The 16,008-nt window shown below is 43.2% G+C and carries 15 protein-coding genes and 1 riboswitch; of the genes, 10 read left to right on the top strand and 5 right to left on the bottom strand.

Annotation, left to right across the window (positions count from 1 at the left end; translation table 11 throughout):
• Window positions 1–102: 102 nt before the first annotated feature.
• Genes C1A12_RS01980 through ccmA form a run of 3 tightly spaced genes read right to left on the bottom strand, consistent with a single transcriptional unit; the run spans window position 103 to window position 2,521 of the window.
• Window positions 103–756 carry a TetR/AcrR family transcriptional regulator gene (locus C1A12_RS01980; RefSeq protein WP_101842172.1) on the bottom strand — a complete coding sequence of 218 codons (654 nt, stop codon included), beginning with the start codon at window positions 754–756 and terminating at the stop codon, window positions 103–105.
• A gap of 32 nt (window positions 757–788) precedes the next feature.
• Window positions 789–1,802 carry an ABC transporter permease gene (locus tag C1A12_RS01985; RefSeq protein WP_101842173.1) on the bottom strand — a complete coding sequence of 338 codons (1,014 nt, stop codon included), beginning with the start codon at window positions 1,800–1,802 and terminating at the stop codon, window positions 789–791.
• Window positions 1,799–2,521: a heme ABC exporter ATP-binding protein CcmA gene (gene ccmA / locus C1A12_RS01990; RefSeq protein WP_101842174.1), complete on the bottom strand. Its 723-nt coding sequence runs from the start codon at window positions 2,519–2,521 to the stop codon at window positions 1,799–1,801. The genes C1A12_RS01985 and ccmA overlap by 4 nt, the downstream gene beginning before the upstream one ends.
• 166 nt (window positions 2,522–2,687) lie before the next feature.
• Here ccmA and C1A12_RS01995 point away from each other — a divergent pair, with 166 nt between their 5' ends.
• A complete protein-coding gene (locus C1A12_RS01995; RefSeq protein WP_200816536.1) occupies window positions 2,688–3,143 on the top strand; it encodes a cupredoxin domain-containing protein in 456 nt (151 codons plus the stop codon).
• Between the two features lie 186 nt (window positions 3,144–3,329).
• Here the strand turns inward: C1A12_RS01995 and C1A12_RS02000 are convergent, their stop codons facing one another.
• Complete coding sequence (locus C1A12_RS02000; RefSeq protein WP_255408376.1) at window positions 3,330–3,536, bottom strand: PspC domain-containing protein; 207 nt, start codon at window positions 3,534–3,536, stop codon at window positions 3,330–3,332.
• Window positions 3,537–3,551: 15 nt separating this feature from the next.
• Window positions 3,552–4,004 (bottom strand): N-acetyltransferase, encoded by a 453-nt coding sequence (locus C1A12_RS02005; protein WP_101842176.1) that lies wholly within the window; start codon window positions 4,002–4,004, stop codon window positions 3,552–3,554.
• 102 nt (window positions 4,005–4,106) lie between these two features.
• Here C1A12_RS02005 and C1A12_RS20980 point away from each other — a divergent pair, with 102 nt between their 5' ends.
• The 9 genes from C1A12_RS20980 (at window position 4,107) to argF (ending at window position 15,509) form a co-directional block, all read left to right on the top strand.
• A complete protein-coding gene (locus C1A12_RS20980) occupies window positions 4,107–4,277 on the top strand; it encodes a hypothetical protein (RefSeq protein WP_159462122.1) in 171 nt (56 codons plus the stop codon).
• Between the two features lie 268 nt (window positions 4,278–4,545).
• A complete protein-coding gene (locus tag C1A12_RS02010) occupies window positions 4,546–5,859 on the top strand; it encodes a lysine N(6)-hydroxylase/L-ornithine N(5)-oxygenase family protein (protein ID WP_101842177.1) in 1,314 nt (437 codons plus the stop codon).
• Window positions 5,860–6,155: 296 nt separating this feature from the next.
• Complete coding sequence (gene argC / locus C1A12_RS02015; RefSeq protein WP_101842178.1) at window positions 6,156–7,190, top strand: N-acetyl-gamma-glutamyl-phosphate reductase; 1,035 nt, start codon at window positions 6,156–6,158, stop codon at window positions 7,188–7,190.
• A gap of 24 nt (window positions 7,191–7,214) precedes the next feature.
• On the top strand, window positions 7,215–8,441 hold the full coding sequence (argJ, locus tag C1A12_RS02020; RefSeq protein ID WP_101842179.1) for a bifunctional ornithine acetyltransferase/N-acetylglutamate synthase: 1,227 nt from the start codon (window positions 7,215–7,217) through the stop codon (window positions 8,439–8,441).
• Complete coding sequence (gene argB, locus C1A12_RS02025; protein ID WP_101842180.1) at window positions 8,404–9,222, top strand: acetylglutamate kinase; 819 nt, start codon at window positions 8,404–8,406, stop codon at window positions 9,220–9,222. Before argJ ends, argB begins: the two co-directional genes overlap by 38 nt.
• Window positions 9,219–10,373: an acetylornithine transaminase gene (locus C1A12_RS02030; RefSeq protein WP_101842181.1), complete on the top strand. Its 1,155-nt coding sequence runs from the start codon at window positions 9,219–9,221 to the stop codon at window positions 10,371–10,373. The genes argB and C1A12_RS02030 overlap by 4 nt, the downstream gene beginning before the upstream one ends.
• Window positions 10,374–10,468: 95 nt before the next feature.
• A complete protein-coding gene (locus tag C1A12_RS02035; RefSeq protein ID WP_101842182.1) occupies window positions 10,469–11,533 on the top strand; it encodes a carbamoyl phosphate synthase small subunit in 1,065 nt (354 codons plus the stop codon).
• Window positions 11,526–14,546: a carbamoyl phosphate synthase large subunit gene (locus C1A12_RS02040; protein WP_101842183.1), complete on the top strand. Its 3,021-nt coding sequence runs from the start codon at window positions 11,526–11,528 to the stop codon at window positions 14,544–14,546. Before C1A12_RS02035 ends, C1A12_RS02040 begins: the two co-directional genes overlap by 8 nt.
• On the top strand, window positions 14,547–15,509 hold the full coding sequence (gene argF / locus C1A12_RS02045) for an ornithine carbamoyltransferase (protein ID WP_101842184.1): 963 nt from the start codon (window positions 14,547–14,549) through the stop codon (window positions 15,507–15,509).
• Between the two features lie 294 nt (window positions 15,510–15,803).
• Window positions 15,804–15,917, top strand: a riboswitch (TPP riboswitch).
• Window positions 15,918–16,008 lie beyond the last annotated feature (91 nt).

Here is a 16,008-nt window from a genome sequence, read left to right on the forward strand (position 1 = left end):
AATCAGTTCGGATTTATTTATAAGTCGATGAAGGAATTTTTTATCATCGCTCCGTCAAAACACTTCGCTTTTTTGTAGGTATATTGCACTTTTCCAACTTCTTTATTTCGTGGAGAGACCATGCATTATAAATTGAACGGTTCTTTCCATTTCTTTCTCATCGTCCCAGTCAAGCTGCGGAGCAACAATAAAGCGTGTCACGATTAAACCGATTAAGGATGTCATGACCATACGGATGACAGTGGGAGTGGGATATTCTATAATCTTGCCTTCCTGCTTATAGTATTCAATTAAATGTTCAAAGCGGGTATAGACGTGCTCAATGAATACCTGTTTTAATTGTTCCTGCAGATCCTGGTGAAAGGCCATTTCCTGAAGCATGATGCGTACTAATGGAAGGTTTTCTTTTACGAATTCGAACCGGTTTTCTATGATTTTATAAAGCAGTTCCTTAAAGTTTTCCGGACGCTGCTCAAACACTTGCTCTGCAAAGTGAGAAGCAAAAACCGGTAGTGTGAATTTTACCATCACTGGAGTAACAATCGATACGAGCAGTTCTTTTTTAGTTTTATAGTGGCGGAAGATGGTTCCTTCTGCTACACCGGCTTTCTCAGCTATTTCGCTTGTCGAAGAAGAAGCGTATCCTTTTTCAGCAAAAATTTCTACAGCAGCTTTAAGAATTTGGGCTTGTTTTGGAGTTTTTTTAGGTTCGCCCTCTTCAAGAATTTGTAATAGTTGATTAAAGTCATTTTTCATTCCATGCACCTCTTATTATTGCAATTATCTTACTACAACGGCCTGTGTCTCTTCAAGGCGTATATATTTAGGAGCGTGAACAGAGCAGTAAAAGCAGTCAATACATATAAATCGAACTGAAAATCGGTGAAACCTTCATTTCTCAGCATAATTCCCCTCAGGGCTTCAGCCCCGTAAGTCAATGGCATTACCTGACCAATGGCCTGCAGCCAGCCTGCCATCCCCTCTATAGGAAACAGTCCTGAGAAGAAAACCTGCGGAACTATGACTAATGGTATAAACTGAATCATCTGAAACTCATTTTTAGCAAAGGCTGATAGCAGTGTACCTAAGCTTAAGGCTGTGATGGCAAGGAGAAATGTGACAAGCAGAACGTATAGAAAACGGCCGTCCATATACATATCAAGGACATATATAGAGTATCCAGCAATTAAGAAAGATTGAACGATGGTAAATACTCCAAAGCCTATTAAATAGCCACCCACTAATTCACTACGCTTCAGCGGTGTGGAAAGAATACGCTCCAACGTTCCTTGTGTTCGCTCACGAAGGAAGGAAACACCACCTACAATAAACACAAAGAAAAAGACGAAGAAACCGATTAACACAGGGCCTACATAATCAAATAATCCGAGCTCTTCCGAACCATGCCAGAAGTTGACTTTCATGTCGTCGGAGTCGTTTCCCTGCACGTTTTGCAGCTGTTCTTTGACTATAGAAGTGCTGTTAGGGTCACTGCCTTCAATCGTAACGGATGGCTTACCGTCTTCCCATAAAATAAAAGCGTCCAATTCTGCCTCTGCTATCTCCTCTTTTGCTTGATTTTCTCCCATGGTGATTACGTTTATATCCTCTTGTTCATTAATTCTTTCTTCAAAAGCATCCGGCACATCAATTACCGCAATGTTCAATGTGTCTTTCTCACTGTCTAAAACCAGCCACATCAATGTTAAAACAAAGATTGGAGCTAAAATCATTAAGGCTAAGCTGCGTTTATCTCTTTTAAACTGAATTAAGATTCTACGGGTGATCGTTAATGAATTCATTGCGAAGCACCTCCATAATGAAGAAAAACTTCTTCAATCGTGTCGGCACCAATCTCTTCTCTAAGATCCGCAGGCGTATTCATGGCAATAATCCTTCCTTCTCGAAGCATCGCTAAACGATCACACTTCTCTGCTTCGTCCATGACGTGGGTAGTAACAATAATAGTAACACCATGATCTTTAAGCCGGTTTAATTCCTTCCAGATCGACTGGCGGAGGACGGGATCTATTCCGACGGTCGGCTCATCAAGTATGATCATTTCTGGTTCGTGAAGAAGAGCTGCAGCAAGAGAGAGTCTTCTTTTCATCCCCCCGGAATAAGTGTCAACAGGATGATCTGCCACTTCTGTCAGGTTTACCATTTCAAGGAGTTCCTTAATCCTTCTCTTTTTCTCCTGCTTCTTTAACCGATAAATGGATGCAAAGAAATCCAGGTTTTCCTTTCCGCTCAACTCTTGGTAAAGAGCATCGGATTGTGCCATGAATCCATAGCGTTTCATTTGGGCAAGAGAAGGCATTTTCTCACCATTCATATAGACGTCTCCACTAGTTGGTTCTAACAATCCTGTAACTAATTTAATCAGCGTTGTTTTACCGGATCCAGAGGGGCCTAATAAGCCAAAGATTTCTCCTTTAGGAATATGAAGCGTAATCTCAGAAAGGACTTCCTTACTGTCGAACCGATGGGACACATCCTGAAGGACTATAACGCTGGTCATCCAACCACCTCCCATTAATGAGTGATTACTCACTTCTTAGTTTAAAGTGAAAGATGAGAAAAGTAAAGTGAGTAATCACTCACGAATAAATGAGAAAAAGTAGACAAGTTTAGGAGGCATGTCTGCATATACATGTGCTAAATATGCCTTTTAAGGAGGGAATCATTTGAAAGCATTAGTATTATCAGGAAAAAAGATTATGTGGGTTGTCAGTGGATGTACATTACTCGCGGTATTATTATTTGTATTCGGTTCATTTGGTGACAGTCTCCCTACCTTTTCCGGAAGTGAGCAGGAAAAGGCAAGAGAAGTAAACATAGTAACAGGAGAATTTAAAGCAGAGAATGCAGACGGAGAACAAATTGAAACGTACCGCTTTGACCCTGGCACAATCTTTGCTGAAGCAGGAGAGCCTTTAAAGTTAAATATTTATGGAGTAAATGGAGAAGAACACCCTTTTGTAATTGAAGGAACAGAGGAACAAGGAGTTGTTCATCAAGGGAATGAAACAGTGGTGGATGTAAAGTTTGACAAGGAAGGTGTGTACCGTATGATTTGCACGACCCATTCTGACTTCGAAACAGATGGTCCGATGGTAGCTTATATTGTTGTAGATGATTAAATGATTCTCCATTTTCCAAAGGCAGGGTTTCCAAGGAAGCTTAAGGCCGTGCCCACTTAAAAGCGAAGTATTTGACGAAGCGATGGTGTTAATTCTCTTTAACATAAATAATCCGAACTGATCCCTACAGAATCATTCGGATTATTTTATGATTTATTCAGTTTTGTCCCAGACTGTCCCGTTTACTTATGCTTCATTATTTAATTCTTTGTCAGTCGGCATGATAATAGCTGCCACGATGTACACGAGCAATAAAAACCCACTGCTTAAAAAGATTCCGACCGCATACAATATACGTAACAGACTTGAATCAATATCATACAATTCACTTATTCCACCTAGTGTACCAGTCAGCATCTTGTTACTTGTTGATTTGTACAATTTCTTTTTCAATTCCCTCATCTCCTTTTAGGTCAGTTCTTTTGAAAAGACAATCATATCAAGGGCCCGAATGCCATTTTCATAGAGGGGGGCGGGATAATCACAGAAGAAATCTCTGCGAATTGAATTCATTCGAAACCCGCATTTCTGGTAAAAAGCGATGTTTTCCAAACTGGAATTAGCTGTCCCTACTATAATTTCACTAAAACCCCTTTTTTGAAACATCGTACATGACTCGGTAAGCACTTGCTTTCCAATTCCTGTACCTCGCCGATCAGGAACAATTGCAATATTTTTTAGTTCAACGATTCCTTCAGCAGGGAAAATAAATAAACAGACACCGATAGAATGATCCTGCTCACAAATGGTATACATTTCTCCTTTATTGATATATTCAGCAATCAGGGTTTCACTTTCATCTGCAAGTAGAAGCAGTGGAAGGTAGTCATGCCGATTATGTACCTGCTGTAAGTAAGTCATATTGATCTCCTTCGCTTCATTTTATTCTTTTTACGTTGATTCATTCAAAAAGGTTTCGTTATGTTACAATTTTTATAAGTTTGATTTGAGAGGAGAGATCCGATGCAGCGAAAACTGTCAATTGCCGGGTGGTTATTATTTCTTTTAGGGGTAGGGCTGTGGCTGTTAAAAATAGAAGTTGCCTTTCAGGAAGCGGATTCTGTGTTAATCGGCCTTGGTGCTATCCTGCTTCTCTTTTCAGGGATAATGAAGTTTAAAGATCAGCAATCGTGACTCTCCTCTTGATCATTAGGCGGGAAACCAGGGGATCTCCCTGGTTTTTTTATGTTCTAGGAAACTTATGCATGTCGTGTCTACCAGAGCGCCTGCGCTTTTTTTTCTGGGTTTTAGATCGTGTTCGAATTGTTGATAATCCGGGGAGCATAATAAACAGGAATGCCTCCATGGCTAGTTATAGTTTTTAGAAGGATTATGGTACTATTGAAGAGGATTAAATTTATTTGAATCGTGCTTTTTTAGAAAAAGGAGAAGTGAAATTTAAATGGCTCAGGAAGACCACATATATGATTTGATAGGGGTAGGGATTGGTCCCTTTAATTTAAGTCTGGCGGCGTTACTGGACGAGATTGATGAAGTCAGCAGTGTTTTCTTTGAACAGAAAGAGAAATTTGATTGGCATCCAGGTATGCTGATAGAAGGAACGAAGCTTCAAGTTCCTTTCTTAGCCGACTTAGTCACAATGGCCGATCCCACCAATAAACACAGCTTTTTAAATTACATCAGCAAAAATGACCGAATGTATCAATTTTATTTTCTGCAAAGACTCGACATTCCCCGCCGCGAGTACAACGATTACTGTCAATGGGTGTCTGAGAGGTTAAGCAGCTGTCAATTCGCTAGTCGTGTCTCAACTATCCGTCATGTAAGAGAAGAAGAGACCTACTTTGAAGTAGTGGTAGAGAATTTACAGTCAAACGAAACTCATGTTTATAAGACGAGGCATATAGTGATGGGTACAGGAAGTGTTCCTGTAATGCCTAAGTCCTTTCAAAATCTGCCCGAACAAGATGTCTTCCACACAGCCGACTATATTCCTAATAAGGACCGCTGTCGGACGGCTGAATCTGTTACAGTCGTTGGTTCGGGCCAGAGTGCAGCTGAAACCTTCCGGGAGTTGTTAAAAGAGCAGCGGGAATGCGGCTTCCGCTTAGATTGGATTACTCGATCTCCAAGCTTTGAATCGATGGAAGAGTCGAAGCTGAGCCTTGAACACTTTTCTCCTGACTATGTGAAATACTTTTATCAGCTGCCGCAGAAAGATAAGGATGAGATTTTTGCCAATCAGGGCTTATATTATAAAGGAATCAGCAATCATACGATCGAAGACATCTATAATCTGTTGTACGAATATTCAATTGGTGAAGATGAATTAAATGTTGGTTTACAGGTTTTAAGTGAGGTCCAGGGCATTGAAGAAAAGAGTGACGGCACGGGCTACCTGCTCGATTGCTTTCACTGGCAGAAAAAAGAATCTTTTCAGCACGAATCTGAAGTCGTAATTACAGCGACAGGATATAAGCCGTATGTGCCTGAATTCATTTATTATTTAAGTGACTTTCTTCAATGGGATGACGAAGGGCGGTACAAAGTGGAAGCGGACTATCGTTTGAAAAAGAAAGAAGATGTTAACAACGAAATCTATGTTCACAGCGGAATTTCCCATACTCACGGTGTCGGCTCTACCAACCTGGGTTTAGCCGTACATCGAAACAAGGTAATTATTAATCACCTTCTCGGACGGGAAGTATATAAGATGCCCGAGAAAAGCATCTTCCAATCCTTCGATATCGAATAAATACGAAGACCAGCTGAGTGAGAGCTGGTCTTTTTTCTATGGCTGTAAATCTCCAGGACTCGATGATAATTATCCAAGTTGTAAGCACATGAATTCCAGAAAAAAGTTTAAAAATTTTTTCACTTAATGTAAACGCTTACTAAGTATGTATAATCATTCTTTTCTATCTCAAACACTTCGCTATAAAATAAAACTTTCTCTCCACCTGTTGACAGATTTTATCACACGAGTAATAATAGCATAAATATACGTTATATATAATATTTATACATATACAAAAAAGAGGTGAAGGAACAGTGGAAATTGGAATTATTGGGGCTACGGGATATGGCGGCGCGGAGCTGTTTCGCCTGTTACACAACCACCCCGAAGTGAAAAATGTCAAATTATATTCGTCTACACAAAGCGGAGAGTTCTTTCAAGAAATATACAGTCACGTTAATAACAAAAATTATACATTACAAGAGCTTAACCCTGAGGAGATGAAGCAGCAGCTCGATATCATATTCCTGGCTACCCCCGCAGGAGTATCCAGTGAGTTGACTCCCCAACTGCTGGGAGGAAAAGGGAAAGTCATCGATCTCTCAGGGGATCTACGGTTAAAGGATCGCGAAACGTATAACAAGTGGTACAAAAACACAGCGGCAGGAGAAGAAGTGATCGAACAATCGGTGTACGGCCTGCCTGAATGGAACAAGGAAGCCATTCAATCAGCCAGCGTAATTGCCAATCCCGGCTGCTATCCAACAGCTGTTCTTCTCGGTCTCGGTCCCGTGGTCAGTAAGCAGTGGGCTGACCCGGAGCGCCTTATCATTGATGCGAAGTCAGGGATATCCGGAGCAGGAAAGAAAGCAAGTGAAGTGACTCATTTTGCGAATACACAGGAAAACTTTCGAATTTATAAAGTGAATCAGCATCAGCATATTCCTGAAATCGAACAGCAGCTGATGCATTGGGATACAGATATCGAGCCAGTTACGTTTTCTACTCATCTCGTCCCTATGACACGTGGAATTATGTCAACGATTTACGTTGATTTAAAAGGTTCTCATACCCTTGATGAACTCATTCAATTATATGAGGAAGCGTATGAACAGGAGCCTTTTGTCCGAATAAGGAAAGCGGGAGAATTCCCCTGCACGCGCGATGTATATGCATCAAATTATTGCGATATCGGCTTAGCGCTCGACGACCGGACAGGACGACTTACCATTGTTTCAGTGATTGATAACCTTATGAAGGGTGCAGCCAGTCAGGCCTTACAAAATATGAATCTAGCAGTAGGGGTAGAAGAAACGACTGGCTTAAACCATATTCCGGTATATCCATAACTCATAAAGAAAGGGAGAGAGCGATTGATTCAACTAACGGACGCGCACAAGATTGTAAAAGTAGAGGATGGGACCATAACGTCGCCTAAAGGCTTCATGTCAGGAGGGCTTCATTGCGGTCTGAGGCGTTCAAGAAAAGACTATGGATTGTTAATGAGTATACAGCCCGCCTCTGTCGCGGCCGTTTACACACAAAGTCATTTTCAGGCCCCTCCGATCAAGGTGACCCAGGAGAGTATAGCTTCTTCAAAAAAGATCCAGGCGCTGGCTGTAAATAGTGCAATTGCCAACGCTTGTACTGGTGAAGAAGGTCTGGCCAATGCTTATAGGATGAGGTCCTTAATTGCTCAACGCTATGTCATTTCAGAAGATTACGTTGCTGTGGCTTCGACGGGGGTTATCGGTCAACAGCTTGAAATGGCTAAAATTGAGTATGGCTCTATGAATGTCCAGCCATCTAAGGAAGGAGACCATGACTTCCAACAAGCAATTTTAACAACGGATACGTGCGAGAAGTCAGCTTGCTATCAAGTTGAAATAGAGGGGCAGACCGTTACTATTGCCGGCGCGGCGAAAGGGTCGGGAATGATTCATCCTAATATGGCAACCATGCTCGGTTTTATTACAACGGATGCCGCGATTGAGTCAGAACACTTGCAGGCTGCTCTGAGCCAATCAATCGATAAATCTTTTAATCAAATTACAGTCGATGGGGAAACATCGACAAATGATATGGTATTGACGATGGCGAACGGATGTGTGGAGCATGAAGCTCTAACTCCTGAACATGACGACTGGAGCTCTTTTCAAAAAACACTTCAGCTTGTATGTGAGGATTTGGCGAAGCAGATTGCAAAAGATGGTGAAGGGGCAACGAAATTAATTGAGGTGAATGTAAGAGGAGCTTTAACTGACGATGAGGCCCGCATTATATCTAAAAAAGTGGTCGGCTCCAGTCTCGTAAAAACTGCGGTGTATGGCATCGATGCCAACTGGGGACGAATCGTCGGTGCCATCGGCCATAGTGAAGCTCAGGTAGATGCGACCAACTGCGATATTTACATTGAAAGTCAGCTTGTTTTCAGTAAAGGTACACCGAATCCATTTTCCGAGGAGCAGGCGATGGAAGATATGAAGAAAGAGACGGTTAAAATCTATATCGAGCTTCATGAGGGTAAGGGTTCAGGAACTGCATGGGGGTGTGATTTAACATATGACTATGTCAAAATCAATGCAAGCTATCGAACATGAACACAAGCCGGTCTTAGTCATTAAACTGGGTGGGAGCATGATTGACCACATTTCAGAAAGCTTTTATCAAAGTTTCTGCGAGCTGACAAAACGTTACCGGTGTATCGTCGTACATGGAGGCGGCCCTGCTATCTCCTCGCTGTTAGAGGACTTAAATATTAAGGGTGAGTTTTTTGAAGGGCTTCGTAAGACGACTGCAGAGACGTTAGAAGTGGTGACTATGACTTTAGGTGGTACGGTAAGTGCTCAAGTCACCTCTGCTTTTACGAAACAAGGCGTTCCCTGCGTAGGGTTAAAAGGATCGGATGGAGGTCTGCTGAAAGCCCGGTTAATCAATGAAGAGAAGCTAGGGTTAGTTGGAGATATCGAAGAAGTTAACGTCAGCCTGATCAATCAAATATTAGAGCAAAATTATATCCCCGTCATCGCCCCGCTTGCTACAACAAGTGACGAGCAAATGGTAAATGTGAATGCGGACATTGCAGCGGCAGCAGTCGCCAACGCAGTTAAAGCGGAAAAGCTGTTGTTCGTCACTGATGTCCCAGGCATTTTAAATAACGGACAAATGATTTCGAAAACCACTCCTGAAGAAATACAGAAGCTTATCGAAGATGGGGTGATTTACGGAGGGATGATTCCGAAAGTAAAGTCAGCAGTTAATGCGCTGTCTGAACACTTAAATGAAGTTCTTATTGTGAGTGGAGAACAGTCCCTAGTTCAAGGCAACTTTATAAAAGGGACCACGATTTATCAGGATGTAAAGGAAGGAGTCGTCAAATGAGTGTGTTTCCAACCTATAACCGTTTTCCGTTAACTATTGAATCCGGGGAAGGAACGGTTGTGACAGATGATGAAGGAAATCAGTATTTAGACTTTGTGTCAGGTATTGCGGTATGTAATCTTGGTCATCGTCCTCCTGCTGTTGAACAGGCTGTTCAGGAGCAGATCGGCAAAGTGTGGCACGTATCCAATTTATATCAGATTCCGGTACAACAGGAAGCAGCTGAGCTTTTAACAGCTGAAACACAACTCGATTATGCTTTCTTTTGTAATAGCGGAGCTGAAGCGAATGAAGCGGCGATTAAACTTGCGAGAAAGCATACTGGGAAGGAAAAAATAATTACATTTAAGCAGTCATTCCATGGCAGGACGTTTGCAACGATGAGTGCCACCGGTCAAGAAAAGGTTCATCAAGGCTTTGGTACACTCCTTCCTACATTTGAATACCTTCCGTACAATGATGCAGAAGCAGTGGCTGAAGTGAACGGAGAAGAGGCAGCAGCAATCATGGTGGAAGTTATTCAAGGGGAAGGCGGCGTTGTCGAAGGGACGGAGCTGTTCCTCCAAGCTGTACAGAAGAAATGCCGCGAAACAGGGGCCCTGCTCATCATCGATGAAGTACAAACCGGTATTGGCCGTACAGGAGAGCCATTTGCCTACCAGCACTTTCATTTAGATCCTGATATTGTAACCTCAGCAAAAGGGCTTGGCAGCGGATTTCCAGTTGGAGCTATGCTTGGGAAAGCCGAACTTGCTGATACATTTTCAGCGGGGTCGCACGGTTCAACCTTTGGCGGCAATCCATTAGCTTCTGCGGCAGTGAAAGCAACACTTCAAACGATTTTCCCACAACAGTTCTTAAAAGACGTAAAGGTAAAAGGCAAATACCTTAAGCAGCTGTTAGAAGAGCAGCTTTTACCAATAGACGGAGTAATAGAAATAAGAGGAAAAGGACTAATGATTGGCATTGAATTGGATGAACAAGCCATCGACTTCATTCATAAACTTCGAGGGAAAGGGCTTCTGGCGGTGCTGGCGGGTCCTAAGGTCATTCGATTGCTTCCTCCTTTAAATGTGTCGGAGGAAGAGATTGATAAGGCCGTGTCAACCCTTGCAGATGTACTGCAACTAGAGAAATCAAGTGCACAGTAAGGTTACTTTGCCAGGGTTTCCCTGCAAAGTATTTTTACTCATAACATTGTATAAAAATACTGAACAACTAATAAAGATACAGCGAGGTGTAAAGAATGCAGGGATTCCTGACATTACAAGAAGGCCAGAGTTTTAAAGGGCAAGCATCTGGCCAATGGCAGAAGCCGGTAGAAGGAGAAGTGGTGTTTTTCACGGGCATGACGGGCTATCAAGAGGTATTAACAGACCCTTCCTATAAAGGGCAGATCGTTGTATTCACTTACCCATTGATCGGTAACTACGGCATCAATGAAGATGATTCTGAAAGCGGCAGTCCGCAGGTAGGCGGAGTGGTAATGATGCATTGTGCAGAGGAAGCCTATCACTATCAAGCGACGTCATCTTTAAAAGACTATTTAACTAAATGGAACGTGCCTTTTTTGACTGAAGTCGATACGAGAGAAGTAACGAAATCCATTCGAAGCGAAGGTACGTGTCAGGCTGTGATGGCCCATGAATCCATTCAGCCGTCGGATACGAAAACAGTGGGACAGATTTATTTAGCTTCGAAATCCCAAGTGACGACTCATGGAAAAGGTAAGCAGCATATTGCCGTGATTGACTTTGGATATAAGGAGTCTATTGTAGATCAGCTCGTTGAACGCGGAGTAAGCGTTTCTGTCGTTCCTTTTACGCATGCACAGAAGGTACATGAGCTTCAGCCAGATGGAGTGGTGTTGTCAAATGGGCCCGGAGATCCAAAAGATGCAACGAAACATTTATCTGAAATAAAAGGGGTGCTGGAGCAATTTCCGACTTTAGGGATCTGTTTTGGGCATCAAGTGATCGCTTTAGCCTATGGAGCAGATACGAAAAAGCTGGCTTTCGGCCACCGGGGTGCCAACCATCCTGTTAAAGATGTGCAGACAGGACGTGTATTTATTACATCTCAGAATCATAACTATGTTGTGGACGATGAGAGTGTAGCAAATACGGTGCTTGAAGTCAGCTTCAGCCACGTTAACGACGGATCCGTTGAAGGCTTGATGCATCCGTCCAAGCCAATCTTATCTGCACAGTTTCACCCTGAAGCCAACCCGGGACCTGAGGATGCCTTATGGTTATTCGATGAATTTTTCACAAGTGTAAACAGCAAGAAAGGAGTGCAGATCTATGCCTAAGAAAGTTCTTGTCATCGGTTCGGGCCCTATCGTCATCGGCCAGGCAGCGGAGTTTGATTATTCAGGGACGCAGGGGTGTCTTGCACTTAAGGAAGAGGGACACGAAGTCATCCTTGTAAACAACAATCCTGCTACGATCATGACAGATAATGAAATTGCCGATCACGTGTACTGTGAGCCGTTAACCGTTCAGAGTGTCGAAGCGATTATTAAAAAGGAAAAACCTGACGCAGTTCTTGCCGGTCTGGGTGGGCAGACAGGATTAAACCTGGCTGTTGAAATGAATAAGCATGATTTATTTACTAAATATAACCTCGAACTTCTAGGGACGAGTGTCGCATCGATTCAGCAGGGGGAAGACCGTGAACTGTTTCGTGAATTGATGGATGAATTAAAGCAGCCCGTACCGGAAAGTGAAGTAATTGCAAGTGTGGAGGAAGCCTTAAAGTTCACTGAGCATTATGGCTACCCTGTGATCAGTCGTCCGGCTTACACATTAGGAGGCCGTGGAGGCGGCATTGTAGATAACGAGGAAGAATTAAAGGAATTAATAGCAAATGGCCTAAAGGCAAGCCCCATCGGCCAGGTTATTATTGAAAAAAGCATCGCTGGGTTTAAAGAAGTCGAATATGAAGTGATGCGCGATGCCAACGGTACGTGCATCAGTGTCTGCAATATGGAAAACTTTGATCCCGTCGGGGTGCATACAGGAGATTCCATCGTTGTGGCCCCATCCCAGACGCTTACGGATCAGGAATATCAAATGTTAAGAACCGCTGCCTTTACGATTATTTCGGCATTGGATGTCGTAGGCGGATGTAACGTTCAATTCGCGCTCGATCCGTATAGTAAAAAATACTATGTGATTGAAGTTAACCCGCGTGTAAGCCGTTCATCGGCGCTTGCATCAAAAGCAACGGGCTATCCAATCGCTAAAATGGCGACGAAGCTGGCGCTCGGTTTTACACTGGATGAACTGATCAACCCGTTAACAGGCACCACCTACGCTAGTTTCGAACCGGCGCTGGATTATGTAGTAGTAAAATTCCCGCGCTGGCCGTTTGATAAGTTTTCCCATGCAGACCGCAAGCTTGGAACGAAAATGAAAGCGACAGGAGAAGTAATGGCTATTGACCGCACGCTTGAAGGTGCTTTTCAAAAAGCAGTGGCTTCTCTTGATCAAACTATCCCGGAATTAGCAGGCAGCCTTGAAGAACATATAACGAAGCCGACTGATTTACGATATTTCGCGATTGTCGAACTGTTAAAGAAAGGGACGTCTGTAAAAGAGATACATGATAAGACAGCAATTGATTTATTTTTCCTTCAAGTTGTTGCGAATATCGTACAGATGGAGAAGACGCTTCAGTCGCATGAGCTCGATCTGAAGTTAATGAAGACAGCCAAAATCCATGGATTTACCGATCAAAAGATTGCTGCGCTTAAGGGAATAGACGAAGCAGAAGTGAAGAAGCTGCGGACGCAATACGGGGTCACACCGAGCTACAAAATGGTTGATACGTGTGCCGCTGAATTTGAAGCGGCAACAAATTATGTGTATACAACCTATGCAGGTATAAATGAAATTGAACCACTGCCGACTAATAAAAAGGCATTAATTATCGGCTCTGGCCCGATTCGGATCGGTCAGGGTGTCGAGTTCGATTACAGTGCGGTTAAGGCGATTCAGAGTCTGCAGAAGCTGGGCTGGACCACGGTAATGATTAATAACAACCCAGAAACTGTAAGCACCGATTACACGACCGCCGACCGTCTTTATTTTGATCCAATTAACAAAGAAGTAATTGAATCGATTGTTGAGCATGAAGGTATTGACCTTGTCTTTACTCAATTTGGAGGACAGACAGCGATCAATATTGCAGAGGAACTTGCTGAGGCGGACATTCCGCTGGCTGGAGTAAGTGTGGATACGATTGAGCAGCTTGAGGATCGTGAACAGTTTTATTCTGTGCTGCAGAGTATCGACGTGCCGCATATTCCAGGTGAGATGTGCCATACGATGAGAGAAGCTCTGGAAGCCGCCGAATCTTATCAATATCCACTGCTCTGCCGGCCGTCCTATGTTATCGGTGGTCAGGGCATGGTAAAGGTAGAGAACGAGGAGCAGTTAAAGGCAGCACTTGAGCAAACAGATGCCCGCCATTACCCGATCGTACTTGACCAGTTTATGACGGGAAGTGAAGCAGAGGTAGATCTTGCAGCAGACGGGAAGAACGTATTTATTCCAGAAATTATGGAGCACGTTGAACCTGCAGGCGTTCACTCAGGTGACAGTATGGCGCTGTTCCCATCACAGAGCCTGTCATCAGCCGTTAAAGCAAAGATTAAAGAGTACGCACAAAAAATCGTTCAGAAGGTAAACTATCAAGGCTTAATGAACATTCAATTTTTAATCGCTGAAGATACTGTGTACGTCTTAGAAGTGAATCCACGAGCAAGTCGGACCGTACCTATTATTAGCAAAGTATCGGATGTCTCATTAATCGATTTAGCTGTTAAAGTCCTTGTAAAAGATCAGGTGAGCTCACTTAAGGACATTGCACAGCCGTTGATTCAGAAAGCTGCCGTTAAATATCCGCTGTTCTCTTCACACGCACTGCCTGAGCTCGACCATAAGCTGGGAGCTAACATGCTGTCTACTGGAGAAGGCATGTGTCTTGCCGATACAGCCGATGAAGCAATGGCTAAAGTATTCGAACATCTTCCTAACTTGTACGAAAACGAGCACGCCTGTTTAATCGAATCCACCCGTTTTGTAAAAGGACAGTCGAGCGATGTGAAGTTCACGGAGTGGCTGGAATTGAAAGAAGCGAAGGTTTATATGAATGATGGAAATAAAGAAGAAGATTCGCTGAAAAGGATTCAAGCATTAAAAGCAGGAGTAACCGTATTTACGCAAGCCACCACGTTTAATGCATACGTCGATTCGCTGGCTTACGACCCTTACCAACCAACCCCGCTTCCCGGGAGTAAAGAAAAGGAGTGCGTGTAGATGAACTTAATGGATATGATGACAACTTCTAACCATACACTAAAAGGCAGAGATGTGCTAACCTGGCTTGATTTCAATCAAACTGATATCTCCCAGCTGCTGGCGAGAGCTCAGGATCTTAAAGAGAACAAGCACAACAGTACATTGAACGGAAAAACATTAGGGATGATTTTTGAAAAATCCTCTACACGTACGCGCGTCTCCTTTGAAGTGGGAATGGTACAAATGGGCGGTCACGCGCTTTATTTAAATACCCGTGATATCCAAATCGGGCGCGGCGAAACAATTGCCGATACTGCCAGAGTATTATCAGGCTATGTTGACGCTATTATGTACCGCACAACCTCCCATGAAAAACTGACTGAACTTGCCGAGCATGCCTCAATTCCAGTCATTAACGGATTGTGTGATATCTATCACCCTTGTCAGGCACTGGCTGACGTATTTACCATACTTGAGCTGAAAGGACGCTTAAGTGGTGTTAAGGTTGTCTATATCGGCGACGGAAACAATGTGGCTCATTCTCTCATGGTCCTTTCCGCCATGATGGGTATGGAAGTCGTGGTTGCAGCTCCAAAAGGATATCAACCTGACCCCGGCATTGTGAAAAAAGCACAACAAGTCGCTGAAGAAAACAACGGCTCGGTGAAAGTGGAGACCGATCCATCCATTGCCGTCCAGGGGGCCGATGTTATTTACACAGACGTCTGGACCAGTATGGGGCAGGAAGAGGAAGCCAAAGAACGATTAACAGCTTTAGCCGATTATCAGGTGAATGAAGAGTTACTTCGGATAGCTAAAGACGACGTTCACTTTCTGCACTGCCTTCCAGCACACCGTGAAGAAGAAGTGACGGCCTCAGTAATTGATGGACCTCATTCCGCAGTATTCCAGCAAGCGGAAAATAGACTGCATGTGCAAAAAGCCATCCTGCAGTCTGTGATTGGAACTCCAAATTCGTAGTCTGATTAAAACACAGCCCGACCTCGGAAGGGCTGTGTTTTTATGCATATTCATAAGAATTTAGGTAGACTCCAGAAAAATTAATTAATCCGGGACTAGCCTGAGATAAGGAAATAGTCCCTGTCAGACTTTATAGTCCACACTTTCACATTTACCCGTTTTCTATGAAAATAAGGCTTTACAATCGAAATATCTTAGCGAATATTCAAATATGGAGCGGGTGTAGAAAGAACCATTTTCCTTATTGGTGTTGGAAGTCACCAAACATTCATTTATACTGAAGTCAAATTGAATAGTTATAACTAGGGGAGCCCAATGAGCTGGGCTGAGAAAGAACGCGTTGAAGTTTCTTGACTCTTTGGACCTGATCTGGATCATGCCAGCGTAGGAAAGTTAGAACGAACCATCAATGTAACTATACTCCTGTATACATATTAGCCGGGTCCAGCCATATTTTATGGACCCGGCTTTTTTATGTGCTTCAATACACTGCTGCCTG

The organism is Halobacillus sp. Marseille-P3879 (assembly GCF_900240285.1).
Classification (GTDB): domain Bacteria; phylum Bacillota; class Bacilli; order Bacillales; family Halobacillaceae; genus Halobacillus_A.